This is a genomic window from Stenotrophomonas sp. A3_2 (assembly GCF_036624925.1).
In the GTDB taxonomy this organism is placed as follows: Bacteria; Pseudomonadota; Gammaproteobacteria; order Xanthomonadales; family Xanthomonadaceae; genus Stenotrophomonas; species Stenotrophomonas hibiscicola.
This window is the reverse complement of record NZ_JAZKVY010000131.1, coordinates 62,282-82,582: the sequence shown is the minus strand read 5'-3', so window position 1 is coordinate 82,582 and position 20,301 is coordinate 62,282. Positions and strand designations below refer to the sequence as shown.

At 63.6% G+C, this 20,301-nt stretch carries 20 protein-coding genes; 17 read left to right on the top strand and 3 right to left on the bottom strand.

The features are described 5' to 3' along the window. Positions 1-3: 3 nt before the first annotated feature. The gene (rpmH, locus tag R5H29_RS03395; RefSeq protein ID WP_005411729.1) at positions 4-144 is read right to left on the bottom strand and encodes a 50S ribosomal protein L34; all 141 of its coding nucleotides are present in this window, start codon (positions 142-144) and stop codon (positions 4-6) included. Between the two features lie 255 nt (positions 145-399). Between rpmH and dnaA the strand changes: the two genes are divergently transcribed. The 17 genes from dnaA to R5H29_RS03310 all read left to right on the top strand — a co-directional run bounded on the left by dnaA (position 400) and on the right by R5H29_RS03310 (position 18,193). Continuing rightward, complete coding sequence (dnaA, locus tag R5H29_RS03390) at positions 400-1,731, top strand: chromosomal replication initiator protein DnaA (RefSeq protein WP_019658797.1); 1,332 nt, start codon at positions 400-402, stop codon at positions 1,729-1,731. Positions 1,732-2,006: 275 nt separating this feature from the next. Further along, complete coding sequence (gene dnaN / locus R5H29_RS03385) at positions 2,007-3,107, top strand: DNA polymerase III subunit beta (protein ID WP_005411731.1); 1,101 nt, start codon at positions 2,007-2,009, stop codon at positions 3,105-3,107. Positions 3,108-4,086: 979 nt separating this feature from the next. Next, on the top strand, positions 4,087-5,181 hold the full coding sequence (gene recF, locus R5H29_RS03380) for a DNA replication/repair protein RecF (RefSeq protein WP_134732187.1): 1,095 nt from the start codon (positions 4,087-4,089) through the stop codon (positions 5,179-5,181). 112 nt (positions 5,182-5,293) lie between these two features. Continuing rightward, the gene (gene gyrB / locus R5H29_RS03375) at positions 5,294-7,753 is read left to right on the top strand and encodes a DNA topoisomerase (ATP-hydrolyzing) subunit B (RefSeq protein ID WP_019658799.1); all 2,460 of its coding nucleotides are present in this window, start codon (positions 5,294-5,296) and stop codon (positions 7,751-7,753) included. Positions 7,754-7,820: 67 nt separating this feature from the next. Then, entirely contained in the window at positions 7,821-8,666 is an 846-nt protein-coding gene (locus R5H29_RS03370) for a CPBP family intramembrane glutamic endopeptidase (protein WP_155028722.1), read from the top strand. 71 nt (positions 8,667-8,737) lie between these two features. Beyond that, complete coding sequence (locus R5H29_RS03365) at positions 8,738-9,544, top strand: M48 family metallopeptidase (RefSeq protein WP_019658801.1); 807 nt, start codon at positions 8,738-8,740, stop codon at positions 9,542-9,544. Positions 9,545-9,676: 132 nt separating this feature from the next. Then, positions 9,677-10,864, top strand: a complete 1,188-nt coding sequence (locus R5H29_RS03360; RefSeq protein ID WP_021204595.1) for a lipopolysaccharide assembly protein LapB — start codon at positions 9,677-9,679, stop codon at positions 10,862-10,864. Positions 10,865-11,007: 143 nt separating this feature from the next. After that, entirely contained in the window at positions 11,008-11,673 is a 666-nt protein-coding gene (locus R5H29_RS03355; RefSeq protein WP_332328734.1) for an energy transducer TonB, read from the top strand. A gap of 93 nt (positions 11,674-11,766) precedes the next feature. Beyond that, on the top strand, positions 11,767-12,528 hold the full coding sequence (exbB, locus tag R5H29_RS03350) for a TonB-system energizer ExbB (RefSeq protein ID WP_004132614.1): 762 nt from the start codon (positions 11,767-11,769) through the stop codon (positions 12,526-12,528). A 62-nt stretch (positions 12,529-12,590) separates the two neighbouring features. Next, complete coding sequence (locus R5H29_RS03345; protein ID WP_005411739.1) at positions 12,591-13,016, top strand: biopolymer transporter ExbD; 426 nt, start codon at positions 12,591-12,593, stop codon at positions 13,014-13,016. 3 nt (positions 13,017-13,019) lie between these two features. Beyond that, entirely contained in the window at positions 13,020-13,433 is a 414-nt protein-coding gene (locus R5H29_RS03340; protein WP_005411740.1) for a biopolymer transporter ExbD, read from the top strand. A 101-nt stretch (positions 13,434-13,534) separates the two neighbouring features. Beyond that, positions 13,535-14,995: a cardiolipin synthase gene (gene cls / locus R5H29_RS03335; RefSeq protein ID WP_026346894.1), complete on the top strand. Its 1,461-nt coding sequence runs from the start codon at positions 13,535-13,537 to the stop codon at positions 14,993-14,995. Positions 14,996-15,035: 40 nt separating this feature from the next. Further along, a complete protein-coding gene (locus R5H29_RS03330; RefSeq protein ID WP_019658804.1) occupies positions 15,036-15,305 on the top strand; it encodes a hypothetical protein in 270 nt (89 codons plus the stop codon). 9 nt (positions 15,306-15,314) lie between these two features. Further along, the gene (locus R5H29_RS03325; RefSeq protein WP_111099271.1) at positions 15,315-16,058 is read left to right on the top strand and encodes a pyridoxine 5'-phosphate synthase; all 744 of its coding nucleotides are present in this window, start codon (positions 15,315-15,317) and stop codon (positions 16,056-16,058) included. 144 nt (positions 16,059-16,202) lie between these two features. Further along, entirely contained in the window at positions 16,203-17,294 is a 1,092-nt protein-coding gene (locus R5H29_RS03320) for a PA0069 family radical SAM protein (RefSeq protein ID WP_332328731.1), read from the top strand. Positions 17,295-17,435: 141 nt separating this feature from the next. Continuing rightward, complete coding sequence (locus R5H29_RS03315) at positions 17,436-17,726, top strand: hypothetical protein (protein ID WP_019658813.1); 291 nt, start codon at positions 17,436-17,438, stop codon at positions 17,724-17,726. Next, entirely contained in the window at positions 17,723-18,193 is a 471-nt protein-coding gene (locus R5H29_RS03310) for a hypothetical protein (RefSeq protein WP_332328730.1), read from the top strand. Before R5H29_RS03315 ends, R5H29_RS03310 begins: the two co-directional genes overlap by 4 nt. Positions 18,194-18,255: 62 nt before the next feature. On the opposite strand, the gene R5H29_RS03305 is transcribed toward R5H29_RS03310, so the two are convergent. Further along, the gene (locus R5H29_RS03305; RefSeq protein ID WP_019658815.1) at positions 18,256-18,966 is read right to left on the bottom strand and encodes a 2OG-Fe(II) oxygenase; all 711 of its coding nucleotides are present in this window, start codon (positions 18,964-18,966) and stop codon (positions 18,256-18,258) included. A gap of 108 nt (positions 18,967-19,074) precedes the next feature. Beyond that, the gene (locus R5H29_RS03300) at positions 19,075-20,091 is read right to left on the bottom strand and encodes a class 1 fructose-bisphosphatase (RefSeq protein WP_021204612.1); all 1,017 of its coding nucleotides are present in this window, start codon (positions 20,089-20,091) and stop codon (positions 19,075-19,077) included. Positions 20,092-20,301: the final 210 nt, after the last annotated feature.

Sequence of the window (20,301 nt, the reverse complement as noted above, 5' to 3'; positions counted from 1 at the left end):
CAATCAGGCGCTCAGGACTTTGCGGCCCTTGGCGCGGCGACGCGACAGGATCTTGCGGCCGTCAGCGGTCTTCATACGGGCACGGAAGCCGTGGTCGCGCTTACGCTTGAGGTTGCTGGGCTGGTAGGTGCGCTTCGTGGCCATTGGGGGCCTCTCGTATGAATGGGACGGAAAGAACCGGAAATTCTAGAGAGGTCTCCCCCCTCACGTCAACCCCTGGGGACTACGCGAATTCACCGGGCTGTGCAATAGCTGTGGATGTTTTTGTGAATAAGTAGGGGACAAGCATTCCGAAGGCGGGCGCTCGGTGGTAGTCTGAGCCATCCATTTCCCCCCTTTCCGGCCTGTGTCTGGGCGCCTTGTCGCGTCCATGCACCGGCCACCGGACGATTATTGCTGATGGATGCCTGGTCCCGTAGTCTCGAGCGCCTCGAAGCGGAGTTCCCGCCGGAAGACGTTCATACCTGGTTGAAGCCGCTGCAGGCCGATCTGCGCGTGGACAGCCTGGTGCTGTATGCACCAAATGCCTTCATCGTCGACCAGGTCCGCGAGCTGTACCTGGCCCGGATCCGCGAACTGCTGGCTCACTTCGCCGGTTTCAGCGACGTTTTTCTTGAAATCGGCTCGCGCCCGCGCCCTGTGGAGACGCAGAACGCGCCGGTTTCCACGTCGTCGGCGCCTGTGTCCAGCGAACCGCAGGTGCCGTTTGCCGGCAATCTGGACAATCACTACACCTTCGCCAACTTCGTCGAAGGCCGCAGCAACCAGCTGGGCCTGGCCGCCGCCTTCCAGGCAGCGCAGAAGCCGGGCGACCGCGCGCACAACCCGCTGCTGCTGTACGGAGGCACCGGCCTGGGCAAGACCCACCTGATGTTCGCCGCCGGCAACGCCATGCGCCAGGCCAATCCGGGCGCGAAGGTGCTGTACCTGCGTTCGGAACAGTTCTTCAGCGCGATGATCCGGGCCCTGCAGGAAAAGACCATGGATCAGTTCAAGCGCCAGTTCCAGCAGGTCGACGCGCTGCTGATCGATGACATCCAGTTCTTCGCCGGCAAGGACCGCACCCAGGAAGAGTTCTTCCACACCTTCAACGCGTTGTTCGATGGCAAGCAGCAGATCATCCTGACCTGCGACCGCTATCCGCGCGAGGTCGAAGGCCTGGAAGCGCGCCTGAAGTCGCGGCTTGCCTGGGGCCTGTCGGTCGCGATCGAACCGCCGGACTTCGAGACCCGCGCCGCGATCGTGCTGGCCAAGGCGCGCGAACGTGGCGCCGAGATTCCCGATGATGTTGCGTTCCTGATCGCCAAGAAGATGCGCTCCAACGTGCGCGACCTCGAAGGTGCGCTCAATACCCTGACCGCCCGCGCCAACTTCACCGGCCGCGCGATCACCACCGAATTCGCCCAGGAAACCCTGCGCGACCTGCTGCGCGCCCAGCAGCAGGCGATCAGCATTCCCAACATCCAGAAAACCGTTGCCGACTACTACGGCCTGCAGATCAAGGATCTGCTGTCGAAGCGTCGGACCCGCTCGCTGGCCCGCCCGCGCCAGGTCGCCATGGCCCTGACCAAGGAACTGACCGAGCACAGCCTGCCCGAGATCGGCGACGCCTTTGCCGGTCGCGATCACACCACGGTGCTGCATGCCTGCCGCCAGATCCGGACCCTGATGGAAACCGACGGCAAGCTTCGCGAGGACTGGGACAAGCTGATCCGGAAGCTGAGCGAATGATGCACGGATGCCGATGAGGCGTCATCGCACAAAACGGTGCAGAATCCGGTAGCAAGCGCGGGACACGTTGTGGATAAAAATGGCGTTTGAGATCGCGCTGGAGTTATCCACAGCTTTCCCCACCCTCTGGGGGTCGGTAATACAGAGGGTTTCGAGGCCAGAAACTCTTTTATTTACAAAGACTTAGCGTTGTTTTCCAGCGATTCTGTCTCTACCAGCACCACCAAGCTTTTGATTTATTCCACATTTTTTAAAGCATAGGGGCACGGAACCACATGCGTTTCACACTGCAGCGCGAAGCCTTTCTCAAGCCGTTGGCACAGGTCGTCAACGTGGTCGAACGCCGCCAGACCCTTCCGGTTCTGGCCAATTTCCTGGTCCAGGTGCAGAACGGCCAGCTGTCGCTGACCGGTACCGACCTGGAAGTGGAGATGGTGTCGCGGATCGCGGTTGAAGATGCCCAGGACGGCGAAACCACCATTCCCGCCCGCAAACTGTTCGAGATCATCCGCGCCCTGCCCGACGGCAGCCGGATCACCGTCTCGCAGACCGGTGACAAGATCACCGTGCAGGCCGGTCGCAGCCGCTTCACCCTGGCCACCCTGCCATCCAATGACTTCCCGTCGGTGGACGAGGTGGAAGCCACCGAGCGCGTGGCCATCGGCGAAGCAACCCTGAAGGAGCTGATCGAGCGCACCGCGTTCGCGATGGCCCAGCAGGACGTGCGCTACTACCTCAACGGCCTGCTGTTCGACCTGCGCGGCGATGCGCTGCGCACCGTCGCCACCGACGGTCATCGCCTGGCCCTTTGCGAAACCGACCTGGCCAAGCCCAGCGGTTCCAAGCGCCAGATCATCGTGCCGCGCAAGGGCGTCACCGAGCTGCAGCGCCTGCTGGAAAGCGGCGATCGCGAGATCGAGCTGGAAGTTGGCCGTAGCCACGTCCGCGTCAAGCGCGACGATGTCACCTTCACTTCGAAGCTGATCGATGGCCGTTTCCCGGACTACGAAGCGGTGATCCCGATCGGCGCCGACCGCGAAGTGAAGGTTGATCGTGAAGCACTGCGTGCCTCGCTGCAGCGCGCTGCGATCCTGTCCAACGAGAAGTACCGCGGCATTCGCGTGGAAGTCTCGCCGGGCAACCTGAAGATCAGCGCGCACAATCCGGAACAGGAAGAAGCCCAGGAAGAGATCGAGGCCGACACCACGGTCAGCGATCTGGCCATCGGCTTCAACGTGAACTACCTGTTGGATGCCCTCTCCGCCCTGCGCGACGAGGAAGTGATCATCCAGCTGCGCGACTCCAACTCCTCGGCGCTGGTGCGTGAGTCCAGCAGCGAGAAGTCGCGCCACGTGGTGATGCCGCTGCGTCTCTGACGCAAACGCTGTTTCACGTGGAACCCAGAAGCGCCCGGGACCTCCCGGGCGTTTTTTTATGTTCCACGTGGAGCATTGTCGAAACAGATCGGAGAAAGTCCGGACGCGCCCTGCTTGGCTCCAGACCAACTCGATCTCGCTTGCTCGAAGCAACTCAGGATCCAGGACCCTGGGGGGGCGCCTTGCAGTGCTCGTCGGGCTCCATGTTTTTGGGGTTCTGGCAGCGAGTTCTTCGCATATCCCACTTCGCTGTCCTGATCTTCACTGCTGGAAGCAGCAGATCCTCTTCCTGGAGGAGGTCCTCCGCTTCTGCAAACTGCACTGTCCACAGACCGGCTCGGGGGCAATTTGGGGAAATCCTAGCTTCTAAATCTGGGTATAAATCTAAAGCGTGGTGGTGATGGTAGAGCCAGATTTCGTGGAAAAATGTATTATCTATTTGTTTTTAAAGGGATTTATGAGTCTGAAACCCCCTGTATAGAGGGTCCTCGGGCTGGGGGGGAACCTGTGGATAGTTTTGAGCGCTTAACAAAAGGGCTTTTTTATCCACAGATTGCCCATACCTTGTGTATAAGTCATACATCCCTGCTGTGGACAGCGTGGAACGAGCGTCCTGAATTTCTTGAAATCTGTGGAACCCTCCAAGGCATCGGATCGCAGATTTGAAGGAATCGGCGGGGTCATCCGTCGGAGCCACCCGCGAGGTGTCCAGCGGGTAGCCCTGCAGTGCTCGCGAAATCGGCGAAATCCGAGGGCCTGGACGCTGGAACCTCGCGCAGATTTGAAGAAATTTCGGGCCTTTGCAGCCCGGAACGTGCGAGCGCGTCATCCGCATTCCACGTGGAACGCGTCCATCGATGGGTGCAGAAGCTGCACCTTCGGCTCGACCGGCCTGCCACCGCGCCCGGCTTGACCGATGCAGTAAGCTGATGGATTCCCTGCCCCTCTACCGCCTCGTGCGGATGGTCTTTCGCGCCCCATGCAGATCCGCCGCCTCGCCTTGCATCAACTGCGTCGCTTCAGTGCGGTGGACCTGTCGCCCCAGCCGGGATTGAACCTGCTGACCGGTGACAACGGTGCCGGCAAGACCAGCGTGCTCGAAGCCCTGCATCTGATGGCGTATGGGCGGAGCTTCCGAGGCCGGGTACGCGATGGTCTGGTGCGCCAGGGCCAGGAAGCCCTGGAAATCTTCGTCGAATGGGACGAACAACGCGCGAACCACCCGCCGCACCGCCGGAAGGCCGGCCTGCGCCACAGTGGCCAGGACTGGAAGGGACGATTGGACGGTGAGGACGTGGCCCAGTTGGGCAATCTATGCGCAGCGCTGGCCGTCGTGACGTTCGAGCCCGGCAGCCACGCGCTGGTCAGTGGAGGCGGTGAACCCCGTCGCCGTTTCCTCGATTGGGGCTTGTTCCACGTGGAACCTGATTTCCTGTCCCTGTGGCGCCGCTATTCGCGTGCGCTGAAGCAGCGCAACGCCCTGCTCAAGCAAGGCGGGCCGCCACGGATGCTCGATACCTGGGATCATGAGCTCGCGGAGGCCGGAGAGCCTCTGACCAGTCGTCGCCAGCACTACCTGGAGCGCTTGCAGCAGCGCACCGTGGCGCTGGCTGCCAGCCTGGCGCCGCAGCTCGGCATCCAGGGCCTGGAACTCAGTGCGGGGTGGCGTCGGCATGAGCTTCCTCTGGCCGATGCCCTGCTTCTGGCACGGGAACGTGACCGCCAGGCCGGTTACACCTCGGTCGGGCCGCACCGGGCCGATTGGAGCGTGGATTTCCACAGCATTCCCGGTCGTGACGCGCTCTCTCGCGGCCAGGCCAAGCTGACGGCATTGGCGTGCCTGCTGGCACAGGCCGAGGACTACGCAGAGCAGCGCGGCGAGTGGCCGGTGATTGCCCTCGACGATCTGGCTTCGGAGCTGGATCGGACCCACCAGGCGCGGGTACTGGAGCGCCTGCTCAGCGGACCGGCACAGATCTTTGTCACTGCCACCGAAACCCCGGCAGCGCTGCAGGAGCTGACCCATATTGCCCGGTTCCACGTGGAACATGCACAGATCGTGGCTGTGCCATAGTGGGCACACCAGGGCCGCTCGACCCCGGCTGGTATAATTCGGGTTGGAATCCTTTCATTCTCGGCACACCGCTCCACGCGGTGGCCGACCTGCGGAGCCTACGGCAAGCGCAATGAGCGACGAACAGAACACCCCGGCAAACAACGGCAACTACGACGCCAACAGCATTACGGCCCTGGAAGGCCTGGAGGCTGTCCGCAAGCGTCCCGGCATGTACATCGGTGACGTGCATGACGGTACCGGTCTGCACCACATGGTGTTCGAGGTGGTCGACAACTCGATCGACGAGGCGCTGGCCGGCCACGCCGACCACGTTGCAGTGACCATCCACGCCGATGGCTCGGTCTCCGTGTCCGACAACGGCCGCGGCATTCCGACCGGCAAGCACGAGCAGATGAGCGCCAAGCTTGGTCGCGAAGTGTCCGCTGCCGAAGTGGTGATGACGGTCCTGCACGCAGGCGGCAAGTTCGACGACAACAGCTACAAGGTTTCCGGCGGCCTGCACGGCGTCGGCGTCAGCGTGGTCAACGCGCTGTCGCAGAAGCTGGTGGTGGATGTGTTCCAGAACGGGTTCCACTACCAGCAGGAGTTCAGCAACGGCGCCGCCGTGACCGCGCTGGCCAAGCTGGAAACCACCACCAAGCGCGGCACCACGGTGCGCTTCTGGCCGTCGACCGTCGCTTTCCACGACAACGTGGAATTCCACTACGACATCCTGGCCCGTCGCCTGCGCGAGCTGTCGTTCCTGAACTCCGGCGTCAAGATCGTCCTTGCCGACGAGCGTGGTGATGGCCGTCGCGATGATTTCCACTACGAAGGCGGCATCCGCAGCTTCGTGGAGCATCTGGCCCAGCTGAAGACCCCGCTGCATCCGAACGTCATCTCGGTCACTGGCGAGCACAACGGCATCGTCGTGGAGGTGGCGCTGCAGTGGACCGACTCCTACCAGGAGACGATGTACTGCTTCACCAACAACATTCCGCAGAAGGACGGCGGTACCCACCTGGCCGGTTTCCGCGGTGCGTTGACCCGCGTGCTCAACAACTACATCGAGCAGAACGGCATCGCCAAGCAGGCCAAGATCAACCTGACCGGCGACGACATGCGCGAAGGCATGATCGCGGTGCTGTCGGTGAAGGTGCCGGACCCGAGCTTCTCCAGCCAGACCAAGGAAAAACTGGTCAGTTCCGATGTGCGTCCGGCGGTGGAAAACGCCTTTGGTGCGCGCCTGGAAGAGTTCCTGCAGGAAAACCCCAACGAAGCCAAGGCGATCGCCGGCAAGATCGTCGACGCCGCGCGCGCGCGTGAAGCCGCGCGCAAGGCCCGCGACCTGACCCGCCGCAAGGGCGCGCTGGATATCGCCGGCCTGCCGGGCAAGCTGGCCGACTGCCAGGAAAAGGATCCGGCGCTGTCCGAACTGTTCATCGTCGAGGGTGACTCGGCAGGTGGTTCGGCCAAGCAGGGCCGCAACCGCAAGAACCAGGCAGTGCTGCCGCTGCGCGGCAAGATCCTCAACGTGGAACGCGCGCGTTTCGACCGCATGCTGTCCTCCGACCAGGTCGGTACGCTGATCACCGCGCTGGGCACCGGCATCGGCCGCGACGAGTACAACCCGGACAAGCTGCGTTACCACAAGATCATCATCATGACCGACGCCGACGTCGACGGCGCTCACATCCGCACCCTGCTGCTGACGTTCTTCTACCGTCAGATGCCGGAACTGATCGAGCGCGGTTACGTCTACATCGGCCTGCCGCCGCTGTACAAGATCAAGCAGGGCAAGCAGGAGCTGTACCTGAAGGACGACCCGGCGCTGGACAGCTACCTGGCCAGCAGCGCGGTGGAAAACGCCACGCTGGTGCCGGCCACCGGCGAACCGGGCATCGAAGGCCTTGCGCTGGAGAAGCTGCTTCTGGCCTACGCGGCCGCGCTGGATTCGATCGAGCGCAACGCACATCGTTACGACCGCAACCTGCTTGAAGCGCTGGTCGATTTCGTGCCGATGGACCTGGAGAGCCTGCGCAGTGCGGGTGAAGGCGAAGGGCTGGATGCACTTGCCAAGCGGCTCAACCAGGGCAGCCTGGGCAGCCCGCGTTTTACGCTGGAACTGCAGGAAGCCAACGACGAGCGCCCGGCCGCTGTGCTGGTGACCCGTCGCCACATGGGCGAACAGCACGTCCAGGTGCTGCCGATGTCGGCGTTTGAAAGCGGCGAACTGCGCGCGATCCATCAGGCCTCGAAGCTGCTGCACGGCCTGATCCGCGAAGGCGCCACCATTTCCCGCGGCGCCAAGTCGATCGAAGTGGACAGCTTTGCCAAGGCACAGAACTGGCTGCTCGAGGAGGCCAAGCGCGGCCGCCAGATCCAGCGATTCAAGGGCCTGGGTGAAATGAATCCGGAGCAGCTGTGGGACACCACGGTGAATCCGGAGACCCGCCGACTGCTGCAGGTGCGCATCGAAGACGCTGTCGCTGCCGACCAGATCTTCAGCACGCTGATGGGCGATGTCGTCGAACCGCGTCGCGACTTCATCGAAGACAATGCGCTGAAGGTCGCAAACCTGGATATCTGACACAATCCGGACACGGCCGGCGCGCGGGGAGGCGCGCCGGCTTTCGACTCTTGAACGCAGGTACCTGATGTCCGCATCCGCCCCGGTTTCCGCTCCGCCCCCGGTTCCGCCATCTTCTGTCGCGCCGCGTGCGGTTTCGCCGTTGGCGGGGTTCTTCATCGACCTGGGCATCGCCGCTGTCACGTTGTTCGGCCTGAGCCTGATCAGCGGCGTGCTGTGGGGCCTGTACCGTGGCGTGGTGGTCGGTTACGCGACCGCGCAGGCCGGCGCTGGCGCACCCGACGCCAGTTCGGTGGCGGCGTCATTGGGCCAGCCCGGCGCACTTGCGCAGATTCTCATGGCGCTGTTTGCCACCGGCGGCGCCGCGCTGCTGCTGTACTTCTGGCGACGGCCGGCCAACGCCGCCGAACGTCATGCGTCGCGCCAGGCACTGCGCCGCCCCTCCACCTGGGGCTGGACCCTGCTGGTGGCGACCCTGATCGTGCTGGGCAGCAACGGTATCGCCTTCCTGGCCAAGCAGTTCGGCATCGAACCGGTCCCCACCAACCTGGCGCTGATGCAGAGCGCGATCGCGCGCTTCCCGTTGTTCCTGATGCTGTTCGCGGTGGTACTGGCACCGGCCTACGAGGAACTGCTGTTCCGCCGCGTGCTGTTTGGACGCCTGTGGAAGGCGGGGCGCCCGTGGCTGGGTATTGTACTGAGCAGCCTTGCTTTCGCCCTGATCCATGAAATCCCTGGCACCAGTGCAAACGGCCCGGCCGAAATCGCACAGCTGTGGCTGGTCTATGGCGGCATGGGCGCCGCGTTCTGCTGGTTGTACCAGCGCACCGGCACGCTCTGGGCCGCGATCACCGCGCACGCCCTGAACAACGGCGTGGCGCTTGCCGCGCTTGTGTTTTTCGGGGCAACGTAACGCCGTGTCCGCTTGACGAAAGATTAAGCCGCTACGCTACACACTGCGCATATGAACACGGGGGTGGACCCATGAAACAACTGCTGCTGGCCCTTGTCATAACCACCCTGGTCAGCGCCTGCGCGACCACGACCTCCCCTACCGGCCGCCGGCAGATGGTGGGCGGTGTGTCGCAGGCACAGCTGGACCAGCTCGGCGCACAGGCGTTCGCCGAAACCAAGCAGAAGGAAAAGATCAGCACCGACGGCCGCCAGAACGGTTATGTGCAGTGCGTGGTCAACGCTCTGGTCGCGCAGCTGCCGCCTCAATACCGTGGCGTACGGTGGGAGACGGCCGTGTTCGTCGACAAGGAGCCCAACGCCTTTGCCCTGCCCGGTGGCAAGGTTGGCGTGAACACCGGCATCTTCACCGTCGCCAAGAACCAGGATCAGCTGGCTGCCGTAATCGGCCATGAAATCGGGCATGTCATTGCCCGTCACCACGAAGAGCGCATCACCCGCCAGATGGGCGCACAGACCGGACTGGCCGTGCTCGGTGCGTTGGCCGGTGCGGCGTACGGTGAAGGTGCCGCCAGCACGGTCAACCAGCTTGGCGGAATGGGCGCGCAGGCGGCCTTCCTGCTGCCCGGCTCGCGCACCCAGGAGAGTGAGGCCGACGTAATCGGCCAGCGACTGATGGCCCAGGCCGGCTTCAACCCGGCGCAGGCGGTCGATTTGTGGCAGAACATGATGGCTGCCAGTGGTGGCCGCAGCCCGCAGTGGCTGTCCACCCACCCTGATCCGGCCAACCGCATCCAGGAACTGCGGCGCGATGCGCCGGGGCTGACGCCGGTCTACCAGCAGGCGCAGGCCGCCGGGCTGCGGCCAAAGTGCGGATGAGTGCGCAGTTCTATGCTGTATTGCAGCACATAAAACGATTTCTCACGCCATCTGTTTCTGATACGTTTGGCGGCTCAGATTTTTCTGACAGTCCGACTTTGCCGCTATCCGGCGGTTCGATCGAGGTGAACGATGATTTTCCGTAACCACAAAGCTGTGCTTTCCGTCCTCGTCGCGACCGCCCTGACCGGCGCCGTGGTCACTGATGCCTTCGCGCAATCCTCGCGTTCCTCCGAGCGTGGCAACCGCGGCGGCAAGCAGGCCAAGGCCGAAGCGCTGTACCCCAACGCGACCCGCCAGGAGCCGACCGTCAAGGCATCGGCCAAGCTGGGCAGCAAGCTTCAGAAAATGATTGACAGCTACAACAAGGAAAAGTTCCCGGAGACGCGCACGCAGGCCGACGCGATCCTGGCTGACAGCGCCGCGAACGAGTATGACAAGTCGCTGGCCGCGCAGCTGGCGTCGCAGGCTGCCTACCAGACCGACGATACCCCGGCTGCCATTGCCTACCTGAAGCAGGTCCTGCAGTTCAACGGCCTGGACAACAACGGCCACTTCCAGTCCATGCTGATGCTGGGCCAGTTGCAGCTGCAGGAAGACCAGACCGCCGAAGGCCTGGCGACCCTGGACAAGTACTTCGCCGAGAGCAAGTCGACCAAGCCGGAAGAGCTGATCGCCAAGGGCCAGGCGCTGTACCAGCTGGAGCGCTACCAGGAAGCGATCCCGGTGCTGAAGCAGGCCATCGCCGGTGCCACCGAACCGAAGGACAACTGGAACCAGCTGCTGATGGCGGCCCTCGCCGAAGCCGGCCAGTCCGGCGAAGCGGTGAAGGAAGCCGAGGCTCTGGCCGCCAAGAACCCGAACGACAAGAAGGCCCAGCTGAATCTGGCCAGCATGTACATGCAGGCCGACCAGATGGAAAAGGCCGCCGCGGTGATGGACAAGCTGCGCAGCAGCGGCCAGCTCACCGAAGAGCGCGAGTACAAGCAGCTGTACTCGATCTATGCCAACACCGAACACAAGGAAAAGGACGTCATCGCGGTCATCAACGAAGGGTTGCAGAAGGGCATCCTGAAGCCGGATTACCAGGTCTACCTGGCGCTGGCCCAGTCCTACTACTACTCCGACCAGGTGCCGCAGGCGATCGATGCGTGGCAGAAGGCTGCCCCGCTGTCCAAGGACGGTGAGACCTACCTGAACCTGGCACGCGTCCTGCATGCCGAAGGTCGTATCCCGGAGGCCAAGCAGGCCGCCCAGCAGGCGCTGGCGAAGGGTGTGAAGAACCAGGCTGATGCCAAGAAAATCATCAACCTGAAGTAAGTAGGAATAACGCCTGAATGCCTGCACAGTTGATGCGCAGGCGCTCAGGATTGGTATAAGCTTGGAGGTTCCTGCGGTGTCATGCACCGCTGATCAGGGATTCCGCCCCCGGCATCCCGGCCCCACTATTGAGCTCTTGGCGCATGACGGAACAACTAGTCGTTCACCGGTACGAACAACCCGATGACAAGGGGCTGAGCTGGCCTCGCATCGTCGGCATCGCGTTTGTAATTGCCCTGCATCTGGCCGCCTTCATGATGCTCCTCATTCCCGCCGTGGCTCCCAAGGCCGTTGCGGAGAAGGAGCGCAACGTCATGGTGACCATCGTCGACGCACCGCCGCCGCCGCCCCCGCCGCCGCCGCCGCCGCCGACGGATACTCCACCGCCGCCGGTGAAGAATCTGTCGCCGCCGAAGCCGTCGCCGGTCCCGCCGCCGCCGCAGGCGCCGGTCGTGGACGTGCCGGAGCCGCGCCCGAACGACATCGTCACCCCGCCGTCGCCGCCGGCACCGCCGGCACCGCCGACCTCGATCGAGGCCAGCGTGGACATCTCGTCGAAGGCCATGAATCCGCCGCGCTACCCGCCGGCAGCCTTCCGCGCGGGTATCCAGGGCGAAGTGATCCTGATCATTGATGTCGATGCCAACGGCAACGTCACCAATGTCACGGTGGAAAAGTCCAGCCGTAACCGCGACCTGGACCGTGCTGCGATGGAAGCGGCTCGCAAGTGGCGCTTCAACGCCGCTGAAGCAGGCGGTAAGAAGACGGCAGGTCGCGTTCGCGTTCCGGTCAACTTTGCGCTGAACTGATGCGCCCGGGTGGCCGCCGGCCACCCCCGCTCCCGGTTCGATTGTTTAGCTTAGCTACACCCTTTATCACCACACACAACAAAGGTAAGCGTCATGCTGCAGGAAATTTTCATCGCCGCTGCTGCCGGGGGCAATCCGTCCAACGCCCTGTCGCAGATGGGCTTCGAGCACCTGATCCACGAAATGACCACCAAGCCGGGTGATTTCGCGGTTTCCTGGGTCGTGCTGCTGACCCTGGTCGTCATGTCGGCCATGTCCTGGTACTGGACCGTCATCAACATCTTCCGTGCTACCCGCCTGAAGAGCGCCGCCGATCGCGTCGTCAGCCTGTTCTGGGACACCCCGAACGCGCAGGACGCCATCCGTGCGATGGAAGAACAGCCGGCTTCCGAGCCGTTCTCGAAGATCGCCCTGGACGCTGCCCAGGCGGCTGCCCACCACCAGCGCGCTGAAGGCGGCGCCACCGGCGGCGTGGGTGAGAACCTGAGCCGTTCGGAGTTCGTCGACCGCGCCCTGCGTCAGGCCGTGACCCGCGAAAGCAACAAGCTGCAGTCGGGCATGACCCTGCTGGCCACCGTCGGTGCAACCGCTCCGTTCGTCGGTCTGCTGGGTACCGTGTGGGGCATCTACGGCGCGCTGATCAAGATCGGTGCCACCGGCTCCGCTTCGATCGACGCCGTTGCCGGCCCGGTGGGTGAAGCGCTGATCATGACCGCGATCGGTCTGTTCGTCGCGATCCCGGCCGTGTTCGCCTTCAACTTCTTCAGCAAGATCAACAGCGCGACCATCAGCAAGTTCGATACCTTCGCGCACGACCTGCACGACTTCTTCGCCACCGGCTCGCGCGTCCGCTGATTGCGGCGCGCGTCACCCAGCGACGAACGTAAGTAGTCACCAAGATCTAGACGGAGCCCGTTATGGCTTTCAGTAGTGGTAACAGCGGCGGCCCCATGGCCGACATCAACGTTACGCCCCTCGTGGACGTGATGCTGGTGCTGCTGATCATCTTCATCATCACGGCGCCCCTGATGTCCCACAAGGTCAAGGTGGATCTGCCGGAAGCCAACCTGATCCAGAAGCCGGAAGACGCTGAAAAGCGTTCCGGACCGATCACCCTGGCAGTCAAGGAAGACGGCTCGATCTACTGGAACGACGAAGAAATCAACAAGCAGACTCTCGAGTCGCGCTTGGCGACCGCCGCCCAGCAGACCCCGCAGCCGCCGCTGAACCTGCGTGGTGACCGCACCACCAAGATGCGTGTCATCAACGACCTGACCAAGGTCGCGCAGGAGCAGGGCATGCTTGACGTCGGCTTCGTCGCGACCAAAGAAAAGGGGCAATAAGCCATGGCATTCAGTAGTGGTGGTGGCAAGGGCCCCATGGCAGACATCAACGTCACGCCCCTCGTGGACGTGATGCTGGTTCTGCTGATCATCTTCATCGTGACCGCGCCGATCATGACGTACCCGATCGCCGTGGACCTGCCGCAGCGCGTGCTCAACCCACCGCCGCAGCTGGTCGAACCGCCGCCGCCGATCGAACTGAAGATCGACGCCAGCAACCAGGTCTCGTGGAACAACAGCCCGATCAATACCAGTGAGCTGCAGCAGCGGATGGAGCAGGAGGTCCAGCGTGACCCGACCAACCAGCCGGAACTGCGCATCGACGCCAGCCCGGATTCCGAGTACGACGTGATGGCCAAGGTTCTGGCCGCTGCGAAGAACGCTCAGATGAAGAAGATCGGTTTTGTGCAGCAGTAATCGCTACACCGCAACACAACAGTCATGACGCGACTGCAGACGCCCCTGGAGACAGGGGCGTTTTTTTTATGCCTGCCGGCCTGGACCGCTATGATCGGCGGATGCTCGCCCTCTTCGACTCCCTGCGTCATTGGCTCGACGGCATCGCCCACCTTGGCTCGATCCTGGCGGTGGCCTACCTGCTGTACCTGCTCGCGCTGACCGGCTGGATCATGCTGCAGAAGCGTGAGCCGGTCGCCACGCTGAGCTGGATCCTGTCGTTGGCGCTGCTGCCCTACCTCGGCTTGTTCATCTACTACCTGCTGGGCCCGCAGAAGGTGAAGCGGCAGCGTCTGCGCCGTGGCCGCGCGCGGTCGGGCATGGAGCACTACAGCGACGTCTGCCCACCCGACGCCGACTGCACCGAGCTGGCCAAGATCGCCCAGGCCACGACCGGGCTTGCGCCGAGCAGCGCCACCGAAGTGACATGGCTGGTGGACGGCGCGGCGACCTACGCGGCGCTGCTTGAGGCCGTCGCACAGGCACGCGACCACGTGCATCTGGAGTACTACATCTTCAACCCGGACCATGCTGGCACCGCCCTGCGTGACGCGCTGGTGGAACGCGCACAGGCCGGCGTGCAGGTTCGCCTGCTGCTCGACGCCGTGGGCTCTTCCGCCCTGCCCCGCCGCTTCCTGCAGCCGCTACTCGACGCCGGTGGTGAAGCGATCTGGTTCCACCCACGGCAGCTGCTGAAGCCGTTCAAGCGCCCCTGGTTGAACCTGCGTACCCATCGCAAGCTGGTGATCGTCGACGGCCGGCTGGCGTTCACCGGTGGCATCAACATCACCGACGACGAGGATGAAAGCCGCAGGGCGGATGCCTACCGCGACCTGCACATGCGCATCCGCGGCCATGTAGTGCGCAGCCTGCAGCTGGTATTTGCCGAGGACTGGCTCTACGCCAGCGGGCAGGATCCCTCGCGCATGGACATCGCCCGCCTGTGGCCAGCCGACATGCCGCTGCGCGGTGACGGTGCGATCAACGCCCAGGTGCTGGTCTCCGGCCCGGACTCGGGCTGGGAAACGATCCATCGCCTGCATGTGGCGGCGATCCAGGAAGCGCACGAGCGCGTGTGGCTGGTCACACCGTATTTCGTGCCGGGTGAAGCGGCGCGGATGGCGCTGACCTCGGCTGCACTCGGCGGCCTGGATGTGCGCTTGCTGGTACCGAAGATGAGCGATTCCTGGTTCGTCACCCAGGCCGCCCGCTCCTACTTCGATGAACTGTTGCACGCAGGGGTGAAGATCTACGAGTACGGCCCGCGCATGCTGCATACCAAGGCTTTCATCGCCGACGACGATGTCTGCATCGTCGGCAGCGCCAACTTCGACCACCGCAGCTTCCGGCTCAACTTCGAGCTGTCGATGATGATCAGCGACCGTGACCGGGTGGCTGCCCTGGCCGAACTGCTGCAGGGCGAATTCGACCGTTCCACGCGGGTGCACGACCAGGCCGGCCGCTCGCTGTGGCTGCACCGCCTGCCCGAAGCCTTCGCCCGGCTGGCCTCGCCGCTGCTCTGACGCAGCGCTACACTGCGCCGATCACCCGGGGAGCCCGACTATGTACTGGTTGTACCTGCTGCTGGCGCTGGGCTGTTTCGCCTTCGCGCTGAAGACTCCCAGCGCCGGGCTGATGAGCCTGTGCCTGCTGGCCGCCCTCGCCTTCCTGCTGGCCTGGGTACGTGGCCGCTACGTGGCCCGCTTCGGTGATCTGCAGCGCGATCCGTCCACGCTGGTCGATGCCGAAGAACTGCGCCGCCTGCGTGAGCAGGCCCAGGCCCGCCGTGATGAAGACCCCATCGACCACGATCCGTCCCCTCTTTCCAAGTAGTTCCGTTCCATGACCCAGCTCAGCGTCAACGTCAACAAGATCGCCGTCCTGCGCAATTCGCGCGGCGGCGCCGAACCGGACGTGGTGCGTGCCGCCCAGGCCTGCCTGGATGCCGGTGCACATGGCATCACCGTGCACCCGCGGCCGGACCGCCGCCACATCACCGCCGAGGACGTGTTGGCGCTGTCCACGTTGACCCGTGCGCGTGGTGTGGAATTCAACATCGAAGGCAATCCATTCGCGCCGCCGCGCGAGGGCTACCCAGGCCTGCTGCCGCTGTGCGCGCAGACCTGCCCGGCGCAGGCGACGCTGGTGCCGGATGGCGATGGACAGATCACCTCCGACCATGGCTTCGATTTCGAGCGGGATGCCGAGCGGCTGCGACCACTGGTGGCCGAACTGAAGGCGATGGGCTGCCGGGTCAGCCTGTTCGTCGATGCTGGCAACCCACTGCTGGAGCAGGCGGCCGAAGTCGGTGCAGATCGTGTCGAGCTGTATACCGGCCCCTACGCCGAAGCGCACGCGGCTGGCGACGCTGCGGCGATGCTGGAACTGTTCGCCACTGCGGCGCGGCGGGCGCAGGCGGTGGGCTTGGGCGTCAACGCCGGCCACGACCTGTCGCAGGACAACCTGCGCGATTTCCTGGCCCACGTGCCGGACGTGCTGGAGGTGTCGATCGGCCATGCGCTGATCGGCGAGGCGCTGTATGACGGGCTGGATGCAACCGTGCGCGGGTACTTGGCGTTGCTTTGATGTATTGCAGCCGAGCGTAGGCTCGGCTCTACAAAAGGTATCCGTATCCACTGTAGAGCCGAGCCCACGCTCGGCTCAGACTTGCCCTGAACCCTTCAGGCAGCCGTCGCAGCCATTGAGACGGCTGCGGCGTAACCTGTCGCAATGGGTATCGCGATCAAGGGCAGAGGTTCCACGTCCCACCTTGCCGGGCGCTTTGAGAGCACCGTCAGCGAGGCGGTGGACGACGGCTGGGCGGCCGACGAGAGCGAAGAATTCCTCGCCCCGCGCCTGCGCACCGAAGTACGCGCCGAAACCGCGCGCACCATCATCACCCGCAACAATTCACCGGACGTGGGATTCAGCCAGTCGGTGAATCCGTATCGCGGTTGCGAGCATGGATGTTCCTACTGCTTCGCGCGCCCCTCGCACGCCTATCTGAACCTGTCGCCGGGCCTGGACTTCGAAACCAAGCTGTTCGCCAAGACCAATGCGCCGCAGTTGCTGCGCAAGGAACTGTCGAAACCGGGCTACGTGCCGCAGCCGATCGCGCTGGGCATCAACACCGATGCGTACCAGCCGATCGAGCGCAAGTTCAAACTGACTCGCCAGCTGATCGAAGTGATGCTGGAAACCAAGCATCCGTTCTCGCTGATCACCAAGAACGCGCTGGTCGAGCGTGACATTGATCTGCTCGCACCGCTGGCGGCGGAGAACCTGGTCAGCGTGCATTTCTCGGTGACCTCGCTGGACCCGCATCTCTCCGCGAAGCTGGAACCGCGCGCATCGGCACCGCACGCACGGCTGCGTGCGATGAAGCGGCTGCATGAAGCCGGCATTCCGGTCGGGGTGATGGTGGCGCCGGTGATTCCGTGGATCAACGACAGCGAGCTGGAAGCCGTGCTGGAAGCCGCACGCGACGCAGGTGCGAGCACCGCAGGCTACGTGCTGCTGCGCCTGCCACTGGAAGTGGCCCCGCTGTTCCGCGATTGGTTGGACACCCATCATCCCGATCGCGCCGCGCACGTGATGAGCACCATCCAGCAGCTGCGCGGCGGCAAGGACTACGACAGCCAGTTCGGTACCCGCATGCGTGGCCAGGGTGTGTATGCGGAATTGTTGAGCAACCGCTTCAAGCTGGCACGCAAGCGGCTGGGCTTCAATGCGCAGAACAGCCATTGGCCGAAGCTGGATTGCAGCCGGTTCCAGAAGCCGTTGCTGCCAAAGAAAGAGTCACCGCAGGGCAGTCTGTTCTAGAACTCTGGACCGCAGCGCCACGCAACGGTAACAATCCGCAGCAAAGGCGGGGACTGGGGAGAGGGGAGTTCAGCATCATGGATGCAGAACAGCTCCGCCTACCGGGTCGAGTCGACGCTTCCGGATCCTTGAGCGCATGAAATGAAGTTCATCTACTGGCTGGGCATCGCGTTCCTGTGGATGCTCCCATGGAACTTTCTTCTACTGACGGTGGCCAAATTGCTGTCAGCGGATCCGCTAGGCAGCGAAGAGCTGATCGGCCTCGGCACTGCCATATTTGGTGGGGCAGCGGGAGGGATCCTGTATCGCCGTCGTCCTCGCAAGCCCCTCGCTCCGTCGAGCATCCATGATCCGGTGCACGGGGCAAAGACGACTGAGGCCTTGCGGGATTCAAGTTGCGACGAACAACGACAGTCGGGGAATGGGCCTTGAAAAAGGTACCGTTGCGTCATCTGCTCCTGTGCACTGTCATTGCGGCCCTCACAAGCGGTACTTATCTTTCAATGTTTGGATCCATCGGACGTGGCGATTGGACCGGAAAGCCTACAGAAGCAGAACTGCGCGCTGCCACCGATACCTTTGAACTCCCTTCAGGGGTCCATCCCACGAACGTTACGTTCTTACCGAAGGTCACGTTCCTGGGGGCCGTCTTCGACGCTGAACTCGAATCTGATCCAGAGCAGATCGCCGCTTCCTTCATCAAACAAGCCGCAGAGAAGCGGTGGCGACTGCAGAAAGACAAACGGCGGCGCGATTACAGATTGATGGTCTTCTGCGAGGATCGCCTGGCGCGCTCGGTAGAGCTGACGACAAGGGGCAGTACGGTGAAGCTCTATGGAGGAACCTACTGGGACTCGGACAGGGGCGGCGACTACTACTGCTCTCCTGAGGCCCGGTAATCCACCGACGGCATAACGAACTTGCCTGGATACCGGCCTCAATCGGGAGGGGCGCGATGCCCTCACCCTCCCCCAAACAACTTCTGCGCGCTCTGGAACAGGATCCAACTCGTCGCGATGAACTTGTCCCCACCCTGTGGCCGGTTGCCACGATGGGTGTGGGTGAACGCAGTCGGCGCAATCAGCAGGCTACCGGTGCGTGGTGCGATCTTCCGCTCCTGGAACAGGAACTCGGTTTCGCCCTCTTCGAACTCGTCGTTGAGGTACAGCGTCCACAACACGTGCCGATGCAGGGTCTCGGCCTGCACATCCTTCGGGTACAGCTCGCAGTGCCAGTAGGGGTACCCGCCCTCGCCCGCCGCATACCACTGCAGGTTGATGGCGCCGGGGCGCAGGCAGGTGCGCGCAAGATCCGCCAGTTGTTGTGGCGGCATGTCGGGGAAGTCCTCGGCAGACAGGCGTCGCGGTTGGCCGTTGCTGTCCTGGACCTGCAACATCAGCGGCGCAATCAACGCCTGTGGATAACGGCGTAGATAAGTCAGCAGGCCATTGAACACCGCATGCTGCAGCTGATGGTCCACATCCTGCCAGCCATCAAGTCCGCTGATGCGCAGATCCTTGCTGTGCTTGAGTTCCGGGAACACACCACTGCCTACCGCACCTGGCCGCAGCCCCTGTGCGGCGCGCATCCGCTCGACGATCGCAGCGCAGACCTCGCTGGGGACCGCGTTGTGGATGACTTCGATGAAATCGACCGGGCCCTGCTCGTGCATGCATGCATTCCTTCGGCGGCAACGGCTTGATGGTGCCGTTTGCCGCCCCCGGTGTCACCCTGCGGTCATGTCATCGAACTGCCATGACGTCTGTCAGGCGATAGGCCGTCAGCCCTGTGCGTCGTCGTGCGCGTGGTGGTAGCGCACGGCTTCGGCCACTTCCTCGCGCGAACCCAGGAACACCGGCACGCGCTGGTGCAGGTGGTCGGGCTGGATGTCGAGGATGCGCTCACGGCCCGTCGAGGCGGCACCGCCGGCCTGTTCGACCAGCAGGCCCATCGGGTTGGCCTCGTACATCAGGCGCAGCTTGCCGGCCTTGGACGGATCCTTCTTGTCCCACGGGTAGATGAAGATGCCGCCGCGGGTCAGGATGCGATGCACGTCGGCCACCATGCTGGCGATCCAGCGCATGTTGAAGTTCTTGCCGCGCGCGCCTTCCTTGCCCGCCAGCAGGTCGCTGACGTAGGCCTGCATCGGCGCTTCCCAGTGACGCTGGTTGGACATGTTGATGGCGAATTCCTGGGTGGCCGCCGGAATCTGCATGTTCTCGGTGGTCAGCACGAACTCGCCCTTCTCGCGGTCCAGAGTGAAGGCGTGGGTGCCATGGCCGACGGTCAGCACCAGCTGGGTGCTGGGCCCGTAGATGCAGTAGCCAGCGGCGATCTGCTTGCTGCCCGGCTGCAGGAAGGCGTCATCGCCCGGCAGTTCGACATTGGTCGGGCAACGCAGCACCGAGAAGATGGTGCCGACGGAGACGTTGACGTCGATGTTGGAGCTGCCATCGAGGGGGTCGAACAGCAGCAGGAAATCACCGCGCGGATAGATGTCCGGCACCGGCTGGCTGTGGTCCATTTCCTCCGAGGCGCAGGCGGCGAGGTGGCCACCCCAGGCGTTGGCTTCAAGCAGGATCTCGTTGCTGATGACGTCCAGCTTCTTCTGCGCTTCACCCTGCACGTTGCCGGTACCGGCATCGCCGAGCACGCCACCGAGGGCGCCCTTGCTGACGGCGATGGAGATGCTGGTGCAGGCGCGGGCCACCACGGCGATCAGCTGGCGCAGGTCGGCATTGATGCGGCCGGCGTGCTGTTCCTGGATCAGGAAGCGGGTCAACGAAGTACGGGACATGGGCGGGCAGGTCTCGGCAGCGGGAAAACGCCTATTGTCGCCCGTATGGCGGGGGCGTGCGTGAGCGCGGGAAGGCGTAATCGTTTCCAGATGCGTTGCGCTCGTGGCGCCTTCCTTCTGTAGAGCCGAGCCCGCGCTCGGCTGCTCTTCGTCCTTCATGCCGCACAAGCCGAGCGTAGGCTCGGCTCTACAGAGACCAGGGCGCAAAAA

What these genes read in the sequence shown, in the direction of transcription:
- R5H29_RS03320 (WP_332328731.1), top strand. Translation starts at nt 16,203, where the DNA reads ATGGGTATCGCGATCAAGGGCAGAGGTTCCACGTCCCACCTTGCCGGG.
- R5H29_RS03345 (WP_005411739.1), top strand. Translation starts at nt 12,591, where the DNA reads ATGGCTTTCAGTAGTGGTAACAGCGGCGGCCCCATGGCCGACATCAAC.
- exbB (WP_004132614.1), top strand. Translation starts at nt 11,767, where the DNA reads ATGCTGCAGGAAATTTTCATCGCCGCTGCTGCCGGGGGCAATCCGTCC.
- recF (WP_134732187.1), top strand. Translation starts at nt 4,087, where the DNA reads ATGCAGATCCGCCGCCTCGCCTTGCATCAACTGCGTCGCTTCAGTGCG.
- R5H29_RS03325 (WP_111099271.1), top strand. Translation starts at nt 15,315, where the DNA reads ATGACCCAGCTCAGCGTCAACGTCAACAAGATCGCCGTCCTGCGCAAT.
- R5H29_RS03305 (WP_019658815.1), bottom strand. Translation starts at nt 18,966, where the DNA reads ATGCACGAGCAGGGCCCGGTCGATTTCATCGAAGTCATCCACAACGCG.
- dnaN (WP_005411731.1), top strand. Translation starts at nt 2,007, where the DNA reads ATGCGTTTCACACTGCAGCGCGAAGCCTTTCTCAAGCCGTTGGCACAG.
- R5H29_RS03355 (WP_332328734.1), top strand. Translation starts at nt 11,008, where the DNA reads ATGACGGAACAACTAGTCGTTCACCGGTACGAACAACCCGATGACAAG.
- dnaA (WP_019658797.1), top strand. Translation starts at nt 400, where the DNA reads ATGGATGCCTGGTCCCGTAGTCTCGAGCGCCTCGAAGCGGAGTTCCCG.
- R5H29_RS03360 (WP_021204595.1), top strand. Translation starts at nt 9,677, where the DNA reads ATGATTTTCCGTAACCACAAAGCTGTGCTTTCCGTCCTCGTCGCGACC.
- gyrB (WP_019658799.1), top strand. Translation starts at nt 5,294, where the DNA reads ATGAGCGACGAACAGAACACCCCGGCAAACAACGGCAACTACGACGCC.
- R5H29_RS03365 (WP_019658801.1), top strand. Translation starts at nt 8,738, where the DNA reads ATGAAACAACTGCTGCTGGCCCTTGTCATAACCACCCTGGTCAGCGCC.
- R5H29_RS03340 (WP_005411740.1), top strand. Translation starts at nt 13,020, where the DNA reads ATGGCATTCAGTAGTGGTGGTGGCAAGGGCCCCATGGCAGACATCAAC.
- cls (WP_026346894.1), top strand. Translation starts at nt 13,535, where the DNA reads ATGCTCGCCCTCTTCGACTCCCTGCGTCATTGGCTCGACGGCATCGCC.
- R5H29_RS03370 (WP_155028722.1), top strand. Translation starts at nt 7,821, where the DNA reads ATGTCCGCATCCGCCCCGGTTTCCGCTCCGCCCCCGGTTCCGCCATCT.
- R5H29_RS03300 (WP_021204612.1), bottom strand. Translation starts at nt 20,091, where the DNA reads ATGTCCCGTACTTCGTTGACCCGCTTCCTGATCCAGGAACAGCACGCC.
- R5H29_RS03315 (WP_019658813.1), top strand. Translation starts at nt 17,436, where the DNA reads ATGAAGTTCATCTACTGGCTGGGCATCGCGTTCCTGTGGATGCTCCCA.
- rpmH (WP_005411729.1), bottom strand. Translation starts at nt 144, where the DNA reads ATGGCCACGAAGCGCACCTACCAGCCCAGCAACCTCAAGCGTAAGCGC.
- R5H29_RS03330 (WP_019658804.1), top strand. Translation starts at nt 15,036, where the DNA reads ATGTACTGGTTGTACCTGCTGCTGGCGCTGGGCTGTTTCGCCTTCGCG.